Here is a 20745-nt window from a genome sequence, read left to right as displayed (position 1 = left end):
GCGTTACGCCGCGACCGCACGCCGCGAAGCCCACCACTCCTTCGCCGGGCCAGCCCCGGCCCACAACGCGAACACCGCCACCACAGCGACCAAAGCCGTCCAGTACGCGACCGGCGGCGCGGACTCCGTCTGCCGTTCCCCGAGCAGCCAAGGCCGCATCCGCGACTGCACCCAGAACGCGCCGTACCCGAGCACGGTCACCAAAACCGCCCCCGTCAGCGCCGGTCGCGGCAGAAGGAAGGCCAGGTCCACCGCGATCCCGACGGCCAGCAGATAGAACGGCACCGTCGACACCGGGAAGCCCAGCGCCAGCAGCAGCGGCCACATCACGCACCGGTACGCGACATACGCGCCGGCCACGGTCAGCCCGGCCCAGCGCCGTCCGACGGTCTTGCGGGCGAGCACGAGGATCAGCGCCGAAACCCCGATGCCCCACAGCGGGTACACCCACTCCGGGATCGGCATCGTGAAGTGCACCACCGCGGCCCGGTCGACCGGGTGGCCGATCTGGTTGGCGGCGAAGGAAAGCAGTGTCGGCTCCGCCTCGGGCGTGCCGCGTTCCCAGGCCCGCAGGCCGAGGATGCCGTACTCCTGCTGCCCGTTCGGGAAGAAGGTGTTCTCCAGGAAGAACGCCCACAGCGCGAGCAGCACCCCGGTGCGGAAACGGCCCGGCGGGGACAGCCGCAGCCAGCCGAGCAGGACGCCCGCCTGCATGATGCCGGTGCCGAGGTACAGCATCATGTGCGACGGGCTCCACGCGGTCAGGTCGAGGCCGTTCACGCGGTGGTTGATCACGTCGAGGGGCGCGGCGACCAGGAACACGATCAGCCCGGCCTGCATGAGCCGCAGCGAGCGCCGGTCGCAGCCGAGGCCGGTGTAGCTGTGGATCGCCACCAGCACGACGACGATCACCGTGCCGACGGTGTTGATCAGGTGCGGCGGGGCGAGGTCGTCGCGCAGCCACTTGAAGTGCCACGACATGTCCCACGACGACCCGACGAGCTTGAACGCGAACGCGGTCAGCCACATGCCGTAACAGAACCGCAGCACCCACGCCGGCGTCGGTGCTCCCGGCGCGCCGCGGTGCCAGTGCGTCGCGAAGAAAAGCCTGGTCTTGCCCACGGGTCCGCGCGGGACCGCGGGGCAGGCGACGTCTTCAACCGCCTTTGTCATAGGCGCCATCATTCCCTGCCGCAAGAGGACGCGGCGGGAGAAGGGGCAAAAACCGGGGTTCACCCCTACGGGTGGCGGACTTGCCCTCGCGCCGCCCGGCACGGCAGGGTGTCGGCCCATGATGCCGAAACGAGCCGTCGCCGCCGTGCTGATCGCAGCACTCGTTCTGGCCGGCGGAGGCGTGCTGACCAGCCTGTTCCTCTGAGCCGGGAGCATCGTGGGCACAATGGCGGCATGACGCACAACCTGCTGGGCCCCGAGCCCACGCTGCTGCCCGAGCACACCGACGCGCAGGCCGCGCTCGACTCCGGGACGGACCCGTCCGCCGTGGCCGCCGAACACCCCGACTACAGCGAGGCCTGGGCCACGCTCGCCGAACGCGCGCTCGCCGACGGCGAGACCGTCGCCGCCTATGCCTACGCCCGCACCGGCTACCACCGCGGTCTCGACCAGCTCCGCCGCGCCGGCTGGAAGGGCTTCGGCCCGGTGCCGTGGGCACACCGGCCGAACCAGGGTTTCCTGCGCGCGCTCGCCGCGCTCGGCACCGCGGCGGGCCGGATCGGCGAGTCCGAGGAGTACGAACGCTGCAAGACGTTCCTCGCCGACTCCGACCCGGCCGCGGCCGAGGCGACCGGCCTGAAGTGACGCGGGCCGCCGGTCGCGCCCCGGCGAAAACCCGGGCGCGACCGGGCCGCCTGCCCACCTTCGGGTGACAGCTAGAGGTGTTCGCATTTGGTGACACCTACAAAGGCGGCCATGCGAGGCACGGCCATGCTCACCCCCCGGATCCGCACCCTCGGCACCGCGTTGCGCGAGGCCCGGATCGACGCCCGTTTCGGACTGCGCGAACTCGCCCGGCGAGTCGGCACCAACCCCGCGCTGGTGTCGAATTGGGAGCTGGGACAACGGGTTCCCGCGCTCGAGGACGTCGCGGGCATCCTCGGCGCGCTCGGCGTCGTGGGTGCGGAGAAACAACGGATCCTGCAACTGGCGCGCGGCACCGCCGAACCGGGCTGGGTCGCCCGAGGCAAACAGTCCGACCCGGACCATCTCGGCGGGCTGCTCGCGTGCGAACGCGCCGCGACGTCGGTCGTCGAATGGCAGCCGCTTCTCGTGCCGGGACTGCTGCAGATCCCGGATTACGCGCGGGCGCTGTTCCTCGCCGACGGATTGCCGCTGAAGGACGCGGAACGCCAGGCGGAGATCCGGATGATGCGCCGTCCGCTGGTGGTCGGCCCCGGCGCGATTCCGTGTGAGGTGCTGCTGGGCGAGGCAGCATTGCGCAATCCGGTCGGCGGACCGGCGACGATGGCCCGGCAGCTGCGTTTCCTCGCCGATCTCATGGCGACGTCGGCGAAGCTGTCGGTCCGCGTCGTGCCCGCGGGCTACGGCGGACATCCCGGTCTGGCCGGCCGGTTTTGCGTGTACTACGTGGAGGTCGGCGACCCGATCGTCTACTTCGAGCACCAGCACTCGGGGGCCTTCCTCCTCGACGAGGGGACCGACACCTACTGCGAGGTCGCGGACCGGATCCGCGAAGTCTCCCTGGATTCCCGCGCGTCGGCGGCGTTCGTGCAGCGCACCGCGCAGGAGTTCAGGGAGATCGCGCAGGGGAAAAAGCCGGAGGGGCCTAGGAATATGCTCGGTTAGCCGGTACGTCGACCGCGATCCGCAGTTCGCTTTGCAGCAGGTTCTTCGACACCGAAAACCCGTGCCGCAGGTAAGCCGGGATCGCGCGATCCGAGGAATGCACGGTCACCCGCTCCATCCCGAATTCCGCGGCCAGCCGCAGCGTCGCCTCGATCAGGAGCCCGCCGACGCCGCTGTCACGCGCCTCCGGCACCACGTACACGCATTGCACGTCGCCGCAGACCCGCGAAAAGTCGTGCGGTGTCGGCACTCTGGGGGTTAGCGCGAGGAAGGCCATGCCGAGCACGTGTTCGTCCCGCACCGCGACCAGACAGTGATGCGTTTCGGCGTGCGCGCGAGCCCAAGCGGCGAACTCGCGGACGAAATCGGCCTGAGCACAGTGCAGCGGACCGCCTTGGTCGGTGACCCACCGCCAGCGCAACGCGGCGACGGCGGGGAGTTCGTCGTCGCGGGCTGGGCGGATCTCGGTGAGCGGCACAGGTTTTACTAATCCGACCATAAGTAGGCCGGACCCCCCTTCGGTACGTAACCGTTGCTACGAAGCCATTAGGCCGTGACGGTGGCCGGATTAGCAATCATCGGCACAGTGTCTCCGAATTCCGGGGCTGACGAAGGATGGACCCGGCCGGCCGGGGGAGGGTGCCGGCCGGGTCCGAGGTCGTCAGGCGACTGCCGCGAGTTCCCGGGTCGGCGGCGTGACCGAGCCGACGACCCGGTTTCGGCCGCTGTTCTTCGCCGCATACACCGCGGCGTCGGCCGCGGCCATCACTTCCTCGATGCTTGTCCCGTCCAGCGGGAACGCGGCCACCCCGATCGACGCGGTCCGGTTCTCGATCGAGACCGCCTCGCCTTCGTTCGTCTGGGTCGGGATCACCAGCTCGCTGATCCGCTGCCGGATTCGTTCCGCTGTCACGATCGCGTCTTCCTTCGACGTCGACGGCAGCAGCGCCACGAACTCCTCGCCGCCGAACCGGCCGACGAGGTCGTGTGCCCGGGTTTCCTGTTTCACCACGGCGGCAACGGCTTTGAGCACGTCATCGCCCGCGAGATGGCCGAACGTGTCGTTGATCCGCTTGAAGTGGTCGAGGTCGATCATCAGCGCGCCGAAGCTGCCGTTCTCGCGCTCGGCGCGGGAGATCTCGCGCTGCGCGCCGTCCTGCCAGGTGGTGGCGTTGAGCAGCTGCGTTTTCTGGTCCGTGGTCGCGAGTTCCTCGAGCCGCTTGATCAGCATCGACCGCTGCAGCACGTAGAGCGGCAGGATCACCAGCACCGACAGCAGCGGTTCGTGGCTCAGCACCATCACGAGCAGCCCGCCGACGCACAGGGTCGCAAGTTCCAGCAGGTTGTCGTCCATCGTGCCCAGGCACGATTCGGCCGTCGCCTTCGCCGGGTCGCCGAGGTACAGACCAAGGCCGGTCAGCGCGGTGTTGACCAGGAAGTATCCGAGTGCGCCCGCCACCACGGTGGTGACGCTGTGGCCGTCCGCGAGGTGTCCGGCCAGCGCGGCGCCGAAACCGGAAAGGATCATCGTGGTCGCGTTGGCCGCGACGCGGTGCGCCTCACCGGGGCGCGTGCCGTTCCAGCTGCGGAACGCCAGGTAGACGTAGATGATCACGCCCAGCGCGGCCACCAGCTGCGGCGGCACCAGCAGTGCCGCCGGAAGCAGCCACACCGAGGTGACGGTGATGTGCGGGCCCTGGCTCAGCATCCGGCGCTGCCGCTCGATTTGCCGGGTGACCTCAGTCTGCGCGATCGCCAGTCCGACGAGCATGCACAGGATGCCGATCTGGCCGAGACTGACCGGGAACACCAGCGTGCTGACCACGGTGAGCACCACCGTGACGGCCATGCTCGTCAGCGTGACCGCGACCCACTGACGCGGTCGAGTCCAGAGCGACCACCGGGAAACCGCATCGCGCAGCCCCAGACCAGAAAATTCCCCCAATGTGACCATTCTTCCCCCCGGGTCTTGCGCGGATCTCCAGTGACACTCGCCTTACTCACAGTTTCAGACCGTTTGCCGCCTGTCCACAAGGGCCTTAGGTGTGTACATTTTTCCCGAACACGCCGGATGAAGGGTGACCAGCGATGCGCAGCAAGGAACAGTGACCGCGTAGCAGCACCGCAAGGTCGCGCAGGTCAGAGCCTCACGCGCGGGGCATGTCGGGGTACTTAGGCATGTTCGGCGCGTGTGGCTTCCTTCGCTGACCCGTCTTCAGCCTGCCCGGAAACACTCCGCTGCCACGCGATCGCGAGCGGAATCGTGATCAGCAGGCCGGCCAATCCGAAGATCCCGACCGTCGTCTGCGCGCTCACGTGGTCCGCGATGACCCCGCCGATCAGCGGCGTCACGCCCATCGTCGTGGTCAATCCGGTGTTCGACAGCCCCATCGTCTGCGCCCGGCTCTCGTCCGGGACCGCGACCGTCAGCGACGCCGTCGCCTGCAGCAGCGCGATCGTGCCGAAGCCGCCGGAGATCACGAACAGGATCACCGAGACGACCGGGCCCGGCTGCAGGAAGCAGAGCAGCAGCGGGATCGCGGCGAGCGCGGTCATCGGGCCGATCAGCTTCGGCCGGATCCCGGCGGGCACCCAGCGCGTGTAGACGAACGTGAAGATCACGCTGCCCACCGGGTCGGCGGCGAGCAGGAAGCCGATCATCTCGGACCCGCCGCCCGAGGAAGCGACGTACGGCGCGGCAATGCCCTCATACACCGGCATCAGCCCGGCGAGCCACGTGAAGACCATCAAGGAACGCAACGCCGTGGTCGCGAAGGCGACGCGGCCGCCCGCGCTCAGCGAGGAGAAGAACGGCTTGCGTTTTTCGCCGCTGGCCGCCGCGGGGCGGGCCTTCAGTCCGAAGCGGAGGAAGAGCGCGGAGAGCACGAAGGTGCCCGCGTCGAGCACCAGGGCGAGGCGGGCGTCCATCGCGAGCAGCAGCGCGCCGCCGCCGGCGAAACCGAGCAGCTGCGCCGACTGGACCGTCATGCTCCGGATGCCCATGCCGACCACGAATCGGTCGCCTTCGAGCACCTGTGGCAGCAATGCCAGCTGAGACGCCTTGAACGGCGGATTCAGCAGTGAAACACAGCCGACGAGCACGCATAGTGCCCAGAACGGCAATCCGGGAATGGCAACGCACAGAATCAGCGCCGCACGTGTGGCATCGACGGTGACCATGACCGCCCGGCGCGGGAAGCGGTCGGCGAGTCCGGTGAGGAAGATGCCGCCCAGCAGCGACGGGAAGAACGTGAGCGCGTAGGTGAGACCGGTCAGCGTCGCCGAACCGGTGTTGGCGTAGACGAGGACGGACAACGCGACTCGGGCCAGCTGGTCACCGGCGATAGACAGCAGTTCGCCGAACCACATCGCGCGGAACTCGGCGACTCCGAACACCTCGCGGAAAGTGACCCGGTGTGGTGCTGTCGTCATGCGTGTTCTCCCCGCTGCTGTGCGCGGACGGTGCCGCACTTGTGACCAACGGGTGACCCTAGATCCTCCTGGTCACGGGTCGGTCACACGAAGTGAGTTGTCAAGCTCAGTGTCTCGTGACTGTTGGTGATTCTCTAGGTTCTTTCGCCGGTATCCGACAGGTCACGGTCAGTTCGCCACGTGTCCAGACGATAGCGCTCCGCACTCCCCGCCGGGGCCGGTTCGATCTTTGTGGTTTGTGCCACATCCGTTCGAGCGGCCCGTCCGCAGAGTGGAACGGCCGCCGCGCGGCCACCCAGCCGCGTAGCTTCGCCCGAGTGACCGCTCTCCCGACGTTCACGCTCGCCATCGTGGGCGCCGGACCTCGCGGGGTCGGCGTCCTCGAACGGCTGTCCGCGAACGCCGCCGGCCTGCTCGGCGACCGGCGGATCGAAGTCCATCTCATCGACCCGTTCCCGCCCGGCCCCGGCCGCGTGTGGCGGTACGAGCAGTCGCCGCTGCTGCGGATGAACTCGATGCCCGAGGACGTCACCGTGTTCACCGACGACACCGTCCGGATCGACGGTCCGGTGCGGCCGGGTCCGTCGCTGATCGAGTGGGTGCGGCAGGTGCGCGCGGGCAAGCTCGCCTATCCGGTGCCGGACGACGTCCGCGCCGAGTTCGACAGCCTCGCCTCTACGGATTTCCCGACCCGGCGGCTGCAAAGCCGGTACCTGGAGTGGTTCTACCGCGAGGTGGTGGCCGAATTGCCGCCCGGCATCACGGTGGTCGAGCACCTCGCCACGGCCGAGAGCATCGACGACGACGAGACCGTGCGGCTTTCCGACGGCACGACCGTGTCCGCCGACGCCGTGGTGCTGACTGTCGGCCACCTCGACGCGGTCCCCGACTCTCGCGAACGCGAGTTGGAGTCGTTCGCCGAGCAGCACGAGCTGTCCTACTACCCCGCTGGCTACACCGCGGACGTCGACTACTCCGCGGTGCCCGCCGGAGAACCGGTGCTAGTACGCGGTTTTGGCCTCGCGTTCGTCGATCTGATGCTGTTGCTCACGGAGGGGCGGGGCGGCCGGTTCGAGGAACTGCCGTGTGGCGGCTTGCGCTACCACCCGAGCGGCGCCGAGCCGGTGCTGCACGTCGGCTCCCGGCGCGGGGTTCCGTATCACGCGAAGACTGGCTACCGGTTGCGCGGGAAACCGTTGCAGCTGCCCAGATTCTTTGACAAGCGCGCCATTGACGGGCTGACCGGTCCGCTCGACTTCCGCGCGGACGTGTGGCCGCTCATCGCGAAGGAACTCGCCTGGGCGTACTACACCGAGCTGTTCACCGGGCATCCGGATCGCGTGCGCACGGATTTCGCGATCTTCGCGGACAAATTCGCCGACCTGCCGTGGTGTTCGTCCGAAATGGGCGATCTGATCGCGACTGCGGTGCCCGCGCTGGAAGACCGGCTCGATCTGGAGCGGCTGGACCGGCCGTTCGCGGGCCGCCGGTTCGATTCCGGCGAGGAATTCGGGAAAGCGGTACGGAAATACATCGAGTCCGATCTGGCACGCCGGGCGGACGTGCACTACAGCGCGGACCTCGGCGCGTTCATGGCCCTGCTGTCCGTGATCGGTCAACTGCCCGCGCTGCTCGCGACCGGGCGGCTGACCGCCGCGTCTCAAGTATCCGATATGGACGGTTGGTTCCACGGATTCTTCTCTTACTACGCGAGCGGCCCACCGCCGCGCCGGCTCGACGAACTGCTCGCTCTAGCGGACGCTGGCGTCGTGTCGTTCCTCGGCGCGGACATCTCGATCGCCGCGGACGAGACGGCCGGAACGTTCGTCGCGTCGAGCACCAGTCATCCGGACACCGTCGCCGCGCGTACGTTGATCGAGGCGCGCCTGCCGGACGCGAGCGTTCCGCGAGTGTCCGACCCGCTGCTGCGCAATCTGCGGGATACTGGTGCGCTGGCCGAGGAAACCGTGCCGGACGTCGATGGCGCGACGTTGCCGTCCGGGCGGATCGCCACGACGCTCAACGACTTCCGGCTGGTCACTGTGGACGGATCGGCGCATCCGCGGCGGTTCGCGGTGGGCCCGCACACGAGCGTCCGCTCGGCAGGAGCCTTCACGAGGCCGCGCACGAATGCGATCTCGTTTCGGCAGAACGACGCGCTGGCAAGGGAAATCCTGCGGCTGGCTAACCCTTGACCGCCGGTGCGATCTGCTGCGCCCATTCCCACGGCGCGGCGGTGTCGCCGGGCAGCGAGTTGAAGTACTCCCAGCCGTCGATGCCGCCGAAATCCGAGTACTTCTGAACGAGGCCGCCGACCGTGTTCTTCAGCGTCGGCATGTCGACGTAACCGTTGCAGTTAGCCGGATTCGTGACCGTTCCGGCCACGACCTTGCTCGCCGGAACGACGCCGTGGCCGATGATCTGATCGTAGCCCGAGGTGTCCGCCAGCGAGCCCCAGCCACAGTAGAACTGGGCGTTGAACCAGGAGATCTTGTCACCGCGTTCGCGGTAGAGCCGGTCGTAGTCGAGGCCGGAAAGACCGCCCCCGCCGCTGAGTTCGGTCGCGACCGGCGCGAGGGTGATCAGGAAGTCCGGGCCGAAGTCGTTGCGCAGCGCGTCGATCACCCGGTTCAGCGCGTCGTTCGACATCTGCTCCTCGACGTCGAGGTCGATGCCGGACAGCGAATGGTCGCGGATCAGGTTGCGCAGCAACGGGTAGTAGGTGTCGAAGTCCTGCTCGAGGCGCTGGAAGCTGCCCTTCGCCGCACCGCCGACGAACGCGAGCGTGTGCACGCCTTTGCTTCGCATCGTGGCGAGATCAGCCCACATCTGCGTGAATTTGGCGTCCGACGGCGGATCGTCGTTGAGCGTCATGGTTCCGCCGTCGTTGAGGTGCACGGCTCCGACGATCACGTCAGTGACGCCGGTGTCGTGATCGGTGAGCCCCAACGGAGAGATGTACGACCCGTTTTGGTGCGTCGTTTGGTAGTAGACAACGACTCTGCGTCCGGTCGCCGCCGTCGCCGGGACTGCCCCGCAGAGCACCAGGAACACCGCCAGCACCGCCGCCGTGATCTTCCGCATGGCTTCGGACCATAGGACGGCAGCGGTGCCCGCGGTAGGGCCGATCGACTCAGCAGCGGCCCAGCATGTCCGTCAGCGCAGATTTCTCCGCCGAATTCACGGTGAGCTTGAACTTGTACTTGACCGTCACCCACATCTTGGCGTAGGTGCACCAGTAACCGGTGGACGGCGGCTTCCACTGGTCCGGCGACTTGTCGCCCTTTTCCTGGTTCACGTTGTCAGTCACCGCGATCAGCTGCGGGTCGGAGAGGTCGTTGGCGTAGGCCTGGCGCTGGTCCTGGGTCCAGGACGAGGCTCCGGTGCGCCACGCGTCGGCGAGCGGCACCACGTGGTCGATGTCCACATCGGACGGAGAGCTCCAGGTCGCCCCGTCGTACGGCGAGGTCCATTTGCCCGACGTCGGATAGCAGTCGGAGCCGACCTGGACGTTCGTGCCGTCGCGCTTGAGCACCATCTCGCGCGTGTTGCAGCTGTTGCCCTGGTCGATCCAGTGCGGGAACTTGTCGCGGCTGTAGCCGTCCTGCGAGCCGTCCGGTTTCACGGTGAGACCGGCGAGCTGGCTCTTCGCGGTGTCCGCCGACGGAATGCCCGGCGGGGTGGCGTCGGCGACGCCGACCGTGACCGAGCCGAGCAGCGCGACGCCGGCCAGGACGGTCAAGGAGTTGCGAACTGTACGTGTGGTCGGCATATTGCTGCCTTCCTGGTCAGATGCGGGACTGATTCACCTTTGACCACGAAAGTGGCGTGCGCAACACCGTCAGGTGACAGGAAGCCGACCTTCTGTAAACGGAAAGTCACCGAGAGTCCAAGTTTGCTTGAACCTCGTCCGCGCTATCGGGTCAGCCGCGGACCGCTCGAAGATCGACTGTGTGCCGGTACCAGGTTCGCCGGGTAATCTCGCGATCCTGCGCGACACCATCGATGACCAGCGAAGACGTCGGCACGCAGCCGAGCTGGAAGGCGCGCCCGCGGAACGTCGCGGACCGTTTGAGGAGCTTGCCGCGGGTGATTCGAGCGGTCACTCCGGAGTCGTCCGGTGCGACCTCGATGCCGGAAACCGAACCGTCGAAAGCCACCTGTTCGTCGCAATACGCCTGGCCCTTGACATCGCGCAGGGTCGCGTGCCCGAGGAGCACGCCGCCGGTGTCGTCGCGGACGAGGGAGATCTCGGCGTCCTCGCCCTTCCAGGCGAGCGCGAACGCCTCGTCCGGGTCCGAAGGCAGCCGCCAGTGCGCGGCGACGCGAGAGGCGGACTCAGTGGCCACGAAACCGACTGACACGCCCGGGAGGACTTCGCGGCGCATGAGACGCACCACCACGGTGGCGAGGTCGGCGTCGGAGCCCAGCACGACGAGCCGGTCGTGTTCCCCCAGCAAGGGGTCGATTTCCGTCTTGCCGGGACGGGGTCCGGCGTGCACCAGCGGGACGTCGCCGAGCCGCGCGGGGAGATCCGCCGCGGCGCCGCAGGCCACCACTATTCCGCGCACTCCGGCGTCCTCCGTTAAAGTCATGCACCGGCATTTACCAGCGCCACCCGTGTCCCCGTCCGGGGTCACTATTCCTATTGCCGAACACCTGGAGTGTCACATGCCGGCCATCGTGCTGATCGGTGCCCAGTGGGGGGACGAGGGCAAGGGCAAGGCCACCGACCTGCTCGGCGACCGCGTCCAGTGGGTCGTCCGCTACCAGGGCGGCAACAACGCGGGCCACACGGTCGTGCTGCCGAACGGCGAGAACTTCGCGCTGCACCTCATCCCGTCGGGGATCCTGACGCCGGGCGTGACGAACGTCATCGGCAACGGCGTGGTCATCGACCCCGGCGTGCTGCTGGACGAACTGGCCGGTCTCGAGGAGCGCGACGTCGACACCAGCAAGCTGCTGATCTCGGCCGACGCGCACTTGATCATGCCCTACCACGTGGCGATCGACAAAGTCACCGAGCGCTACCTCGGCAGCCGCAAGATCGGCACCACCGGCCGCGGCATCGGCCCGTGCTACCAGGACAAGATCGCCCGGGTCGGTGTCCGCGTGCAGGACCTGCTCGACGAGAAGATCTTCCGGCAGAAGGTCGAGGCGGCACTGGAATTCAAGAACCAGGTGCTGGTCAAGGTCTACAACCGCAAGGCGCTCGACGCCGACCAGGTCGCCGACGAGGTGCTCGCCGCCGGCGAGAAGTTCGCGCACCGCATCGCCGACACGCGGCTGCAGCTGAACCAGGCCCTGGAGCGCGGCGAGACGGTGCTGCTGGAGGGCTCGCAGGGCACGCTGCTCGACGTGGACCACGGCACGTACCCGTTCGTCACGTCGTCGAACCCGACGTCCGGCGGCGCGGGCTCGGGCTCGGGCATCGGCCCGGGCCGCATCACGACCGTGCTGGGCATCCTGAAGGCATACACGACCCGCGTCGGCTCCGGCCCGTTCCCGACCGAGCTCGACGACGAGTCCGGCGAGTACCTGCGCAAGCAGGGCGGCGAGTTCGGCGTCACCACCGGCCGCTCCCGGCGCACCGGCTGGTTCGACGCGGTGATCGCCCGGTACGCGGTGCGGGTCAACGGAATCACCGACTACTTCCTGACCAAGCTGGACGTGCTGTCCGGCCTGGAGAAGGTCCCGGTGTGCGTCGGCTACGAGGTGGACGGCTTCCGCACCTCGGACATGCCGATGACGCAGACCGACGTGCACCACGCGGTCCCGATCTACGAAGAGCTGCCGGGCTGGTTCGAGGACATCTCGAACTGCCGCACGTACGACGAGCTGCCTGCCAACGCGCGGGCTTACGTCGAGCGGATCGAGGAATTGTCGGGCGCACGGGTTTCGGCGATCGGCGTCGGCCCCGGCCGGGAGCAGACGATCGTGCGGCACGAGTTCGCCTGAGTTTGTTGCGTCTGTCGTCTGCCGTTCGATGAGAGCGGCATGACGACGGACGACGCTGCCGGTCGGCCAGGCCGGGTGCAGAAACTGCCGGAGCTGCGGTGGTGGTGGGTAGCCGCTGCCGCCGCGGCGACCGCGGTCCTGATCGCCGCGGCTACTTGGCTGCTCGTGAGCCAGGTAGCGACGGCTCCGACGTCGGACACGGCCAGAGCCGAACTGGACGCCATCCGCACGGCACTGAGCCTCGCGGTCGGCACGGGCGGCGCGTTCGCGCTGTGGCTCGCCGCGCGACGGCAGCGGTCGACGGAAATCCAGATCCGAGAGACGATCGCCGCCACCGCCGAGGACCAGCGCCACCGGGAGCGGGTCCAGCTCGCGACGGAGTTCGACCTGACCGAGCGGCGGATCACCGAGCTGTACGCCAAGGCTGTCGAACAGATCGGTTCGGACAAGGCACCGGTTCGGCTGGGCGGGTTGTATGCGCTCGAACGGCTGGCCAACGCGAATCCGACGCTTCGACAGGCCGTCGTCAATGTCATTTGCGCGTATCTCCGGATGCCGTTTCCGAAGCCTTCGTGGGACTACGAAAGCTCGAGAGCGGCCGAGCTGGAAAGCGGCATGTCGGAGGCCGAGCGGCGGGAACGCGAGGAACTTCCGGTACGGCTCGCCGCGCAGGGAGTGCTGGCGGATCACCTCCGGGAGGCGGACGGCTCCCCGGAGAAATGGGGTCCCCTCGACCTGGACCTGAGCCGCGCGGTCTTGATCGATTTCCGGTTTGAGGGGTGCGCTGTCGGCAAAGCCCGGTTCCGCGGCACCCTGTTCTTGGTCGTGGCCAGGTTCGACAACACCGTCTTCCACGGAGAGACCTGGTTCTATCAGTCCGATTTCGACCGGCTGGCGAGCTTCTCCGGGGCGAAGTTTGTCGATCGGGCCGTCTTCACGGGTGCCCGGTTCGGCTGGAATCTCCTGGCGAGAGGCACGCGATTTCTCGGCGGAGCCTGGTTTACTCCCTCGGAGTTTTGCGGAATATGCGATTTCCGCGACGGGGAGTTCGCTCGATTCATCGAGTTCGACGAGCGGCCGAAGCTCGGTGAGCAGGTCGGCGGTACGTGGTCGTGGGACGAATTTCCCAGCACCCGCTTCAACTTCCGGGGTGCCAGGATCGGGCAGCTGGCGGAGGAGCCGACGCTGCCCGACCGGTGGCGTGTTGGCGCTGACGGGACGCTGACCTATCGCGGCGAACTGGATCCGTCGTGATCGGCGTGCTCAGCGAACCGTTGTGGTGACTGGGGTTTGGTTGCGGAACAGGTCGAGCACCGGGCAGTGCTCGTCCACCGCGCGGCGGAGTTGTTCGTAGACCTCGGGCGCGGCCGGACCGTCGAGTTCCACGGTCACCCGCACGTCGCTGAAGCCGGGCCGGGTCGATTCGTCGAAGCCGAAGAAGCCGTGCAGGTCCAGGTCTCCGTCCACCTTCACGCGCACTCCGTCCAGCGGGATGCCGAGGCGGGCGGCCCAGAACTGGTACGTGATCACCTGGCAGGACCCGAGCGCGGCCAGCGCGTACTCGACGGGGTTCGCCGCCTGGTCGGTGCCGCCGAGGGCGGGCGGCTCGTCCACGGTGAACGCGTGGTCGCGCACCCGGACGTCCACCACCGTCGCGGTGTTCGCGGCCAGCGCGTGGTCGACGCTGAACGACACCGCCGCGTTGTGCCGGTCCGTCTGCACGGCTTGCCGGGTGCCGTCGATGACGTCGGTCAGTGACATCGGTCCTCCTGGAGTCGTCGGGCGTCCAGGGTGCGGGTCTGCCGCGGTGCCGGGCAGGGGCTCTCGTCGGCTGAGAATCCGGCTGGCACAAAGCCGTACGGTTGTTTCGGCTGGTGAGAAACCGGTGGTGTGCCTGAATAATTTGAAGGTATGAGCGTCGGACTGACCGTGCCTGCCCGTCCGCAGGCGAACATCACCGTGACCGAAGTGCTGGACCAGGCGCGCGAGGCCGAGGAGGCTGGCGCGGCGTCGATCTGGTTTTCCCAACTGCCCTCGGGTCACGACGCACTGGTGCTGGCCGCGCTGGCCGGACAGGTGACCTCCCGGGCCGAAATCGGCACGTCCGTCGTCCCGATTTACCCGCGGCATCCGCTGGCGCTGGCGGCTGCCGCGCGCACGGCGAGCGAGGCGTCCGGCGGACGGTTCACGTTGGGCATCGGCCTTGGCGCGAAGAACTTCCTCGAACCTGTTTACGGCACGCCGTATCCGCCGCCGGTGCGGCACCTTCGGGAGTACTTGACCGTCTTGCGTGCGTTGTTCGCCGGGGAGCAAGTCGACTTCTCCGGTTCGACGGTGGAAGCCCATCTGTCGGAGCCCGCGCCTGCGGCACCGATCTCGGTGATCGTCGCCGCGATGGGTCCGCAGGCGTTGCGCGTCACCGGCGAACTGGCCGACGGCACACTGCCGTACCTGGCCAGCCCGCGTGCGCTCTCGAACCTGATCGTGCCTGGGATCGGCCCGGGCAAGCGAGTGATCGCTGCTGTCCCGGCTGTGGTGACCAGCGACGTCGACGCGGTCCGTGAGATCGCGGCACGGGAACTCGGTTTCTACGGCTCGATCCCGTCGTACCAGCGTGTGCTGAAGGAGGGCGGCGTCGAAAACGCGGCGGAACTGGTGCTGATCGGCGACGAGGAGACGGTCGCCGCCGGGGTGCGGCGCTACTTCGACGCGGGTGCGACCGACGTGTTGCTCACCCAGACCGCCCTGCACACCGACGAGGACCGCCGCCGTACCTGGCGGCTGACGGGCGAGCTCAACTCATCCGGTTCGTAAGGGTTGTCGTTACGGACATTTCCTCCAGATCGAGTTCACGCAGGACTTTTTGCAGGACGTCGTCGTCAAGGCGGCCGGCGCGGTTCTCCTCGATCATCGCCGCGCGCTGGGTGATGAGAAGTTCCCGCCGCGCCTTGGCGAACTGCGCCTGCGGACTGTCGCGCCGCTCCTCGCCGGACAGGGTGATCGCGGCCTGCGCGAACCGGTAGCGAGTGTCCACCACGCGTTCGAGCCGTTGTTCGAGCCGCTTCATCTTCTCCGGTTCCATGTCCAAAGTGGATAGTTGGTCGCGAGCAAGCTCGCGCAACCGTTCGTGCGCGGCTTTCTGCGCGACCTTGCGCGCGGCCAGCTCCTCGGCCTGGTCGCGGGCGTCCTCGTCCGGATCCTGGACTTTGAGCAACCGGATCAGCGGCGGCAGCGTGAGCCCTTGGATCAGCACGGTCCCGACCGCGACGGCGAACGCGAACAGCTGAATCTCCGCGCGGCCAGGCGTATCCGCGGGCACACCGGACGCGGCGGCGATGGTGACGACGCCGCGCATACCGGTCCAGGAGATCACCGCCAGCGACCGCCAGGCAGGCGGGTCGTGCTTGGTGCGTCTGAGAAGTTGCAGGGGCCGGGGCAGATAGCTGGACAGGAAGACCGCCGGAATCCGCACGAACATCGTCGCGAGCAACACGATGATCGCCGACAACGCGAGCGTCCCGTTGTCCCGCGCCGCATGCTGCGCCCCGTCGAGCACGAACGGCAGTTGCAACGCCATCAAAGCGAACACCAGCGCCTCGAGCATGACGTCGATCGATGCCCAGACAGACCGGTCCTGCACCCGCGTCGCGGGCGACGCCCGCAACGACCGGTGCCCCAGGAACAGCCCCGCCGTGACGACCGCCAGCACGCCGGACCCGCTGAACTCCGCCCCGAACGGATGCAAATGTTCGGCGGTGACGTACGCCGCGAACGGCACCACGATCCCGAACGCCGATTCGAGCAGCGGATCGTCCAGCCTCGTGCGGATCAGCTCGACGACCCCGCCCGCGACCAGCCCGACGAGAATGCCGACCACCGTCGCGACGGCGAAGACCGCGAACCCGTGCCCGAGCGATCCGGCCGTCCCGGCCACCGCCGCGAGCGCGACCTTGTACAACGTGAGCGCGGCCGCGTCGTTGACCAGACTCTCGCCGGTGAGCACCGTCATCACCCCGCGCGGCAGCCCCAGCCGCCGCCCGATCGCGACAGCTGTCACGGCATCCGGCGGAGACACGACCGCCCCGAGCACCAACGCCGACGCCCACGGCAAATCGGGCAGCAGCAGATGCACGACGAACGCGATCACGAACGCGGTAGCCACCACGAGCAGCACGCCGAGCGTGATGATCGGCCGCAAGTTCGCACGAAAGTGGGAGATCGAACTCTCCAGCGACGTCGAGTACAGCAACGGCGGCAGCACGACGGTCAGGATCAGCTCAGGCTCCAGCTCGACCCGCGGAACACCGGGAATCAACGCGATCCCCAGCGCGACCACCACGATGAGCAGCGGCGCGGACAGGTTGAACCGCCGAGCGACCGCGGTCAGCCCCAGCGACCCGGCGAGCACGCCGACCAGCGTCAAGGTCTCCATGCTTCGCATCTTGACTCATGAATCCGGCCGGACGCGGATGGTGTGGGTTCGTGTCGGGACTCCCTTCGGACGAGGTGGACGGGTCGGTTGCGGGAAGCGGACGGCTCGGTGGTGGGGCGCGCGGGGCGTTGGTGAATGGGGTGGGCATGGGGCTTCAAGGGTCGGGTTTGGCTGGTGGTCGGCGGACGGTGAGGGCGGGCAGCGGCGTGCCCGCTCGGAGGGAACGGCCGTTTGGCGTTGACGCGGAGGCGAATCGCCGGGGCGGCGGTCGGGCAGCGGTGTGGCGGTCGGGGCAGCGACGGGCGAGATAGCCGGTCGCTGCCGCGCGAGTGGGGCGGGCGACACCGCGGAGTCGGAGCAGACCGGCGCGGCGGCGTAGTGACGACCGGTTCACCTCGCCGCACGTGAGGCTTGGTCGGCCCGCGTTGGTTCGGCAAAGGTCGGTCCTGCTCGCGGACTCCGGTCAGGTGCTCAGCTCCGACGCGGTGTCGGGTGGAACGCCGCTGGGTGGAGCGACGCGGAACGGAGCGATGCTGGGTGGAGTGCTGCGGAACGGAGCGACACCTGGTGGAGAACGGTCGTCCGTCGCGAGCACCCTCCGGCCTAGCCGAGTTCCTTCAGTTCCTTTTCCACCGCGGCCAACTCGTCCGCCGAACCCTGCACCTTCGGGCCGGTGAACCACTTCCGTGCTGACAAGACCCACCACAGGGCTGCCCCGCCAAGGACGACCAGGAAGGCGATCGGCGTGTAGTTGAACGTGTCGACCGTGACGGGACTTGCTTGGGGCAGCATGAAGAGCACGAAGATCACCACGACCCAGACCGTCGCGACGATGCCGATTGGTTTGCCCCAGCGGCCCAGGTTCCAGGGGCCCTTCTCGAAGCTGTCGCCGCGGCGGACGCGGAGGAAGACCGGGATCACGTACGCGACGTATAGGCCTACTGTCGCGATCGAAGTGACTGCTGCGTAAGCCGTCGCGCTCCACAGATACGGCAGCGCTAGCACCAACGCGCCGCCCGCTGCTAGCCATACTGCGTTGGTTGGGGTTTGGGTTCGTTTGTTGATGTTGTGCCAGATCTTCGAACCCGGGATCGCTCCGTCGCGGGCGAAGGCGTAGATCATCCGGGAGTTCGCGGTCACCGAGGCCATGCCGCAGAACAACTGGGCTCCGATGCAGATCAGGAGGAGGAATTTGCCGGTCACCGCGCCGGTCGCGTCGATGAAGATCTGGGCTGGCGGCACGCCGGTCGCCGAGTTGACGGCTCCGTCGTAGTCCTGGATCGCGAATGTCAGGCCGATCAGCAGGATCCAGCCCGCGACCAGCGACACGAGGATCGAGTTGATGATTCCGCGCGGGCCCGCTTTCGCGGCGTTCTTGGTTTCCTCCGTCATGTGCGCCGAGGCGTCGTAGCCGGTGAGGGTGTACTGCGCCAGCAACAAACCCAGCAAGAACACGTACGGCGCGGATCCCCAGCCGGTCTGGTTTGCGAAGCTGCCGAACACGAACGACGCTTCTTGATGCTTCGCCGGCACGAACACGAGCACGCCCACGATCACCAGCACGCCAAGCAAATGCCACCACACGCTGACGCTGTTCAGCACCGCCACCACACGCACGCCGAAGGTGTTCAGCACCCCGTGCACGACAAGAATGATGGCCAGCAACAAAATCGTGTGGCCCGGCGTCGCGCTGAAGCCCCACTGCAGATCGAGGAACGCGTTGAGGAAGAGCGCGGCTCCGAAGTCGATGCCCGCGGTGACCGCGATCTGCCCGATCAGGTTGAACCAGCCGGTGAACCACGACCACGCCGGACCGTTGCGGGTCGCCAGTTTCGCGGCCCAGTAGTAAAGCCCGCCCGCGGTCGGGTAGCTCGAGCACACCTCCGCCATGCCCAGTCCGACCAGCACCACGAACAGCCCGACCAGCGGCCAGCCCCAGATCATCGCCGCCGGGCCGCCGGTTTTCATGCCGAAGCCGTACAGCGTGAGGCAGCCGGACAGGATCGAGATGATCGTGAACGACACGGCGAAGTTCGAGAACGCCGACATCGTGCGTTTGAGTTCCTGCGCGTAGCCGAGCGCGTGCAGGCGAGCGCTGTCTTCGTCGGGTTGTCCGGTCTGCTGGTCGGAGACATCCATCGGGCACCCACCTGAAAGGTATGCGGACAGACCATTGAGAGTGCGCAGAAGTTAGCCCCCGGCGTTCGCGGGTGTCAAGGTTTCGCTGGTGGCTGGGCGGAAGCTCCTCCGAACGGCGCAGGGCGGTCCGGGGCTGAGTGATCAACATGGGACCAGTATGTCGAACAATTGTTCGAGTGCGCATCACTCGAAACGGTGCTCTGTTCGGCGCCGCCATGATGTCGAGAAGGACGCGGCGGCTCCGTCCCCGGGGCGAGAGACTCACCGTCCGCACCGGAAAGGATCGCCGCCATGGCTGTCGCCGAAGACATTGACCGCGCTACTGACTCCCAGTGGGACTGGGTCGCCGAGCAGACTCGGGCATACCTGGCCTCGAACGGCGCGGAGGGCCACGAATCCGACGGTCTCCGCATGCTCGTGCTCGCCACGACCGGACGCAAGACCGGCGTGCCCCGGCGCACCTGCTTGATCTACGGCACCTCCGGCGACGAATTCGTGGTCGTCGCTTCCAAGGGCGGAGCCGACGAGGACCCGGAGTGGTTCAAGAACATCGGGGCGGAACCGAGCGTCGGTGTGCAGGTCGGCGCGCGCCGGTTGACCGCTCGCGCTCGCGTCGCGTCTCCGGAAGAGCGCGAGGTGCTTTGGCCGCAGATGGCGCGCGTTTTCCCGCTGTACGACGAGTACGCGCAGAAAACCGACCGCGTGATCCCGATCGTTCTGCTCGCTCCGCAAGGCTGACGCGAAACGGCCCGCCGGTGACCTGGCACCGACGGGCCGAAAGAAAAGCTAGATCCGTGAAGGGAAAGTCAGCGACCGGTGAAGTCCCGCACCGATTCCAGCGCGGTGTCCGGCTGGTCGGCGAAGAATCCGTCGACCCCGGCCTTCAGGAACGCCGCTTCCTCCGCGAACACGTTGCCGAACGCGCTCGGGCTGGCCGAGGAGCGCAGGTTCGCCGGAAGGAACGGGTTTTCGTTGCGGAAGGTGTAGGGCTGCACCTCAAGCCCGGCGCGGTGTGCGTCGGCGATCAGCGTGGTCGGCTTGCCGAGGTTGTCCTGCGCGTCCCGCGGGATGATCTGCCCCTTCTCCGGGCCGAGGTACTTCGCGTACTTCGCGATCTCGCGCAGGCCGGCGGGCGTGACCAGGTCGGCGTACGTGCGCTTGTCGCCCTTCGCGACGAAGTCGGCCGGAGCGCCCTTCGCCTCGGTCAGCTGCAGCAGCGGCACCCGCACCTGCTTGTGCAGCGCCTGAAGGTTCGACACCTCGAACGACTGGATGATCACCGGCGCGTTCGGCCGGTTCAGGCCGTTGCGGTCGAGGATCGACACGAGCTTCGGTTCGGTCGGGTTGCCGATCGAGCTGAAGTACGTCGAGTGCTTGACCTCCGGGTAGGTGCCCAGCGTCCGGTGCAGCTCGTGGCCGAGCCGCCGGGTCAGGTCGAGCACCTCCTGGTAGGTGGCGATCCGGTAGCGGCCGTCGTAGAGCTGGTTGTTCGGCCGGTTCTGCGGGATCCGCTCCTTGGCGTAGAGCGTCTTCAGCTCGGCGAGGGTGAAGTCCTCGGTGAACCAGCCGGTCATCTTGGTTCCGTCGATGACCTTGGTGGTCTTGCGCGAGGCGAACTCCGGGTGGGCCGCGACGTCGGTGGTGCCGCCGATTTCCGGCTCGTGCCGGGCGACGAGCTGGCCGTCCTTGGTCGGCACCAGGTCGACGTCGACGTAGTCCACGCCCATCCGGTAAGCGAGTTCGTACGACGCGAGCGTGTGCTCCGGGCGGTAGCCGGGCGCGCCCCGGTGTCCGACGATCACCGGGCCATCGTGCCGGGGACCGTGCGCGGCCGCACCCGCGGCCGTCTCCTCGCTCGCGGCGGCCGGGCCGATCGCGAGACCCGCGACGCCGAGCAGGGCCAGGCCGGACAGGGCGAGCACGCCGAGGCGTTTGCGCTTCATGGGGGGACCTTTCTCTAC

General features: G+C 67.9%; 18 protein-coding genes. 7 read left to right on the top strand and 11 right to left on the bottom strand.

Annotated elements, in window-relative coordinates; genetic code table 11:
• Nucleotides 1-3: 3 nt before the first annotated feature.
• Complete coding sequence (locus tag L3Q65_RS34690) at nucleotides 4-1173, bottom strand: hypothetical protein (protein WP_237597592.1); 1170 nt, start codon at nucleotides 1171-1173, stop codon at nucleotides 4-6.
• A 234-nt stretch (nucleotides 1174-1407) separates the two neighbouring features.
• Here L3Q65_RS34690 and L3Q65_RS34685 point away from each other — a divergent pair, with 234 nt between their 5' ends.
• Nucleotides 1408-1818 (top strand): DUF3151 domain-containing protein, encoded by a 411-nt coding sequence (locus tag L3Q65_RS34685; protein WP_182892806.1) that lies wholly within the window; start codon nucleotides 1408-1410, stop codon nucleotides 1816-1818.
• Nucleotides 1819-1929: 111 nt separating this feature from the next.
• Nucleotides 1930-2823, top strand: coding sequence for a Scr1 family TA system antitoxin-like transcriptional regulator (locus L3Q65_RS34680; RefSeq protein WP_182892805.1), 894 nt, complete (start codon nucleotides 1930-1932; stop codon nucleotides 2821-2823).
• Here the strand turns inward: L3Q65_RS34680 and L3Q65_RS34675 are convergent.
• The 3 genes from L3Q65_RS34675 to L3Q65_RS34665 form a co-directional block, all read right to left on the bottom strand.
• Nucleotides 2804-3322 carry a GNAT family N-acetyltransferase gene (locus L3Q65_RS34675; RefSeq protein WP_237597591.1) on the bottom strand — a complete coding sequence of 173 codons (519 nt, stop codon included), beginning with the start codon at nucleotides 3320-3322 and terminating at the stop codon, nucleotides 2804-2806. The genes L3Q65_RS34680 and L3Q65_RS34675 overlap by 20 nt on opposite strands.
• A gap of 162 nt (nucleotides 3323-3484) precedes the next feature.
• Nucleotides 3485-4672: a GGDEF domain-containing protein gene (locus L3Q65_RS34670; RefSeq protein ID WP_246412172.1), complete on the bottom strand. Its 1188-nt coding sequence runs from the start codon at nucleotides 4670-4672 to the stop codon at nucleotides 3485-3487.
• A 323-nt stretch (nucleotides 4673-4995) separates the two neighbouring features.
• Complete coding sequence (locus tag L3Q65_RS34665; protein ID WP_182892803.1) at nucleotides 4996-6255, bottom strand: MFS transporter; 1260 nt, start codon at nucleotides 6253-6255, stop codon at nucleotides 4996-4998.
• A 317-nt stretch (nucleotides 6256-6572) separates the two neighbouring features.
• On the opposite strand from L3Q65_RS34665, the gene L3Q65_RS34660 reads away from it, so the two are divergent.
• The gene (locus L3Q65_RS34660) at nucleotides 6573-8450 is read left to right on the top strand and encodes an FAD/NAD(P)-binding domain-containing protein (RefSeq protein ID WP_237597590.1); all 1878 of its coding nucleotides are present in this window, start codon (nucleotides 6573-6575) and stop codon (nucleotides 8448-8450) included.
• On the opposite strand, the gene L3Q65_RS34655 is transcribed toward L3Q65_RS34660, so the two are convergent.
• The 3 genes from L3Q65_RS34655 to L3Q65_RS34645 form a co-directional block, all read right to left on the bottom strand.
• A complete protein-coding gene (locus L3Q65_RS34655; protein WP_182892801.1) occupies nucleotides 8440-9339 on the bottom strand; it encodes a glycosyl hydrolase family 18 protein in 900 nt (299 codons plus the stop codon). The genes L3Q65_RS34660 and L3Q65_RS34655 overlap by 11 nt on opposite strands.
• Before the next feature lie 49 nt (nucleotides 9340-9388).
• On the bottom strand, nucleotides 9389-10027 hold the full coding sequence (locus tag L3Q65_RS34650; protein ID WP_043834747.1) for an HNH endonuclease family protein: 639 nt from the start codon (nucleotides 10025-10027) through the stop codon (nucleotides 9389-9391).
• 151 nt (nucleotides 10028-10178) lie between these two features.
• Entirely contained in the window at nucleotides 10179-10850 is a 672-nt protein-coding gene (locus L3Q65_RS34645) for a hypothetical protein (RefSeq protein ID WP_237597589.1), read from the bottom strand.
• Nucleotides 10851-10926: 76 nt separating this feature from the next.
• Here L3Q65_RS34645 and L3Q65_RS34640 point away from each other — a divergent pair, with 76 nt between their 5' ends.
• On the top strand, nucleotides 10927-12213 hold the full coding sequence (locus tag L3Q65_RS34640; protein WP_067577432.1) for an adenylosuccinate synthase: 1287 nt from the start codon (nucleotides 10927-10929) through the stop codon (nucleotides 12211-12213).
• Nucleotides 12214-12252: 39 nt separating this feature from the next.
• Nucleotides 12253-13467 (top strand): pentapeptide repeat-containing protein, encoded by a 1215-nt coding sequence (locus tag L3Q65_RS34635; RefSeq protein WP_237597588.1) that lies wholly within the window; start codon nucleotides 12253-12255, stop codon nucleotides 13465-13467.
• A gap of 9 nt (nucleotides 13468-13476) precedes the next feature.
• On the opposite strand, the gene L3Q65_RS34630 is transcribed toward L3Q65_RS34635, so the two are convergent.
• Complete coding sequence (locus L3Q65_RS34630) at nucleotides 13477-13974, bottom strand: OsmC family protein (RefSeq protein ID WP_182892798.1); 498 nt, start codon at nucleotides 13972-13974, stop codon at nucleotides 13477-13479.
• Nucleotides 13975-14124: 150 nt separating this feature from the next.
• Here L3Q65_RS34630 and L3Q65_RS34625 point away from each other — a divergent pair, with 150 nt between their 5' ends.
• Nucleotides 14125-15027 carry a TIGR03564 family F420-dependent LLM class oxidoreductase gene (locus tag L3Q65_RS34625; protein ID WP_182892797.1) on the top strand — a complete coding sequence of 301 codons (903 nt, stop codon included), beginning with the start codon at nucleotides 14125-14127 and terminating at the stop codon, nucleotides 15025-15027.
• On the opposite strand, the gene L3Q65_RS34620 is transcribed toward L3Q65_RS34625, so the two are convergent.
• Nucleotides 15008-16645: a Na+/H+ antiporter gene (locus L3Q65_RS34620; protein ID WP_182892796.1), complete on the bottom strand. Its 1638-nt coding sequence runs from the start codon at nucleotides 16643-16645 to the stop codon at nucleotides 15008-15010. The two genes, L3Q65_RS34625 and L3Q65_RS34620, sit on opposite strands and share 20 nt — an antisense overlap.
• 603 nt (nucleotides 16646-17248) lie before the next feature.
• Complete coding sequence (locus L3Q65_RS34615) at nucleotides 17249-18784, bottom strand: amino acid permease (RefSeq protein WP_237597587.1); 1536 nt, start codon at nucleotides 18782-18784, stop codon at nucleotides 17249-17251.
• A gap of 291 nt (nucleotides 18785-19075) precedes the next feature.
• Between L3Q65_RS34615 and L3Q65_RS34610 the strand changes: the two genes are divergently transcribed.
• Nucleotides 19076-19522: a nitroreductase family deazaflavin-dependent oxidoreductase gene (locus L3Q65_RS34610; RefSeq protein ID WP_237597586.1), complete on the top strand. Its 447-nt coding sequence runs from the start codon at nucleotides 19076-19078 to the stop codon at nucleotides 19520-19522.
• Nucleotides 19523-19590: 68 nt separating this feature from the next.
• On the opposite strand, the gene L3Q65_RS34605 is transcribed toward L3Q65_RS34610, so the two are convergent.
• Nucleotides 19591-20727 (bottom strand): glycerophosphodiester phosphodiesterase, encoded by a 1137-nt coding sequence (locus L3Q65_RS34605; RefSeq protein WP_182892793.1) that lies wholly within the window; start codon nucleotides 20725-20727, stop codon nucleotides 19591-19593.
• Between the last annotated feature and the right edge of the window lie 18 nt (nucleotides 20728-20745).

Source organism: Amycolatopsis sp. FU40 (assembly GCF_021903635.1).
Taxonomy (GTDB): domain Bacteria; phylum Actinomycetota; class Actinomycetes; order Mycobacteriales; family Pseudonocardiaceae; genus Amycolatopsis; species Amycolatopsis dendrobii.
This window is presented reverse-complemented; position numbering and strand designations above follow the sequence as displayed.

Excerpts from the sequence above, each read along its gene's own strand:
- L3Q65_RS34655 (WP_182892801.1), bottom strand. The coding sequence starts at position 9,339 with ATGCGGAAGATCACGGCGGCGGTGCTGGCGGTGTTCCTGGTGCTCTGC.
- L3Q65_RS34635 (WP_237597588.1), top strand. The coding sequence starts at position 12,253 with ATGACGACGGACGACGCTGCCGGTCGGCCAGGCCGGGTGCAGAAACTG.
- L3Q65_RS34620 (WP_182892796.1), bottom strand. The coding sequence starts at position 16,645 with ATGGAGACCTTGACGCTGGTCGGCGTGCTCGCCGGGTCGCTGGGGCTG.
- L3Q65_RS34645 (WP_237597589.1), bottom strand. The coding sequence starts at position 10,850 with ATGACTTTAACGGAGGACGCCGGAGTGCGCGGAATAGTGGTGGCCTGC.
- L3Q65_RS34670 (WP_246412172.1), bottom strand. The coding sequence starts at position 4,672 with ATGGCCGTCACGGTGGTGCTCACCGTGGTCAGCACGCTGGTGTTCCCG.
- L3Q65_RS34690 (WP_237597592.1), bottom strand. The coding sequence starts at position 1,173 with ATGACAAAGGCGGTTGAAGACGTCGCCTGCCCCGCGGTCCCGCGCGGA.
- L3Q65_RS34685 (WP_182892806.1), top strand. The coding sequence starts at position 1,408 with ATGACGCACAACCTGCTGGGCCCCGAGCCCACGCTGCTGCCCGAGCAC.
- L3Q65_RS34675 (WP_237597591.1), bottom strand. The coding sequence starts at position 3,322 with ATGGTCGGATTAGTAAAACCTGTGCCGCTCACCGAGATCCGCCCAGCC.
- L3Q65_RS34680 (WP_182892805.1), top strand. The coding sequence starts at position 1,930 with ATGCGAGGCACGGCCATGCTCACCCCCCGGATCCGCACCCTCGGCACC.
- L3Q65_RS34615 (WP_237597587.1), bottom strand. The coding sequence starts at position 18,784 with ATGGATGTCTCCGACCAGCAGACCGGACAACCCGACGAAGACAGCGCT.
- L3Q65_RS34665 (WP_182892803.1), bottom strand. The coding sequence starts at position 6,255 with ATGACGACAGCACCACACCGGGTCACTTTCCGCGAGGTGTTCGGAGTC.
- L3Q65_RS34625 (WP_182892797.1), top strand. The coding sequence starts at position 14,125 with ATGAGCGTCGGACTGACCGTGCCTGCCCGTCCGCAGGCGAACATCACC.
- L3Q65_RS34610 (WP_237597586.1), top strand. The coding sequence starts at position 19,076 with ATGGCTGTCGCCGAAGACATTGACCGCGCTACTGACTCCCAGTGGGAC.
- L3Q65_RS34630 (WP_182892798.1), bottom strand. The coding sequence starts at position 13,974 with ATGTCACTGACCGACGTCATCGACGGCACCCGGCAAGCCGTGCAGACG.
- L3Q65_RS34640 (WP_067577432.1), top strand. The coding sequence starts at position 10,927 with ATGCCGGCCATCGTGCTGATCGGTGCCCAGTGGGGGGACGAGGGCAAG.
- L3Q65_RS34605 (WP_182892793.1), bottom strand. The coding sequence starts at position 20,727 with ATGAAGCGCAAACGCCTCGGCGTGCTCGCCCTGTCCGGCCTGGCCCTG.
- L3Q65_RS34650 (WP_043834747.1), bottom strand. The coding sequence starts at position 10,027 with ATGCCGACCACACGTACAGTTCGCAACTCCTTGACCGTCCTGGCCGGC.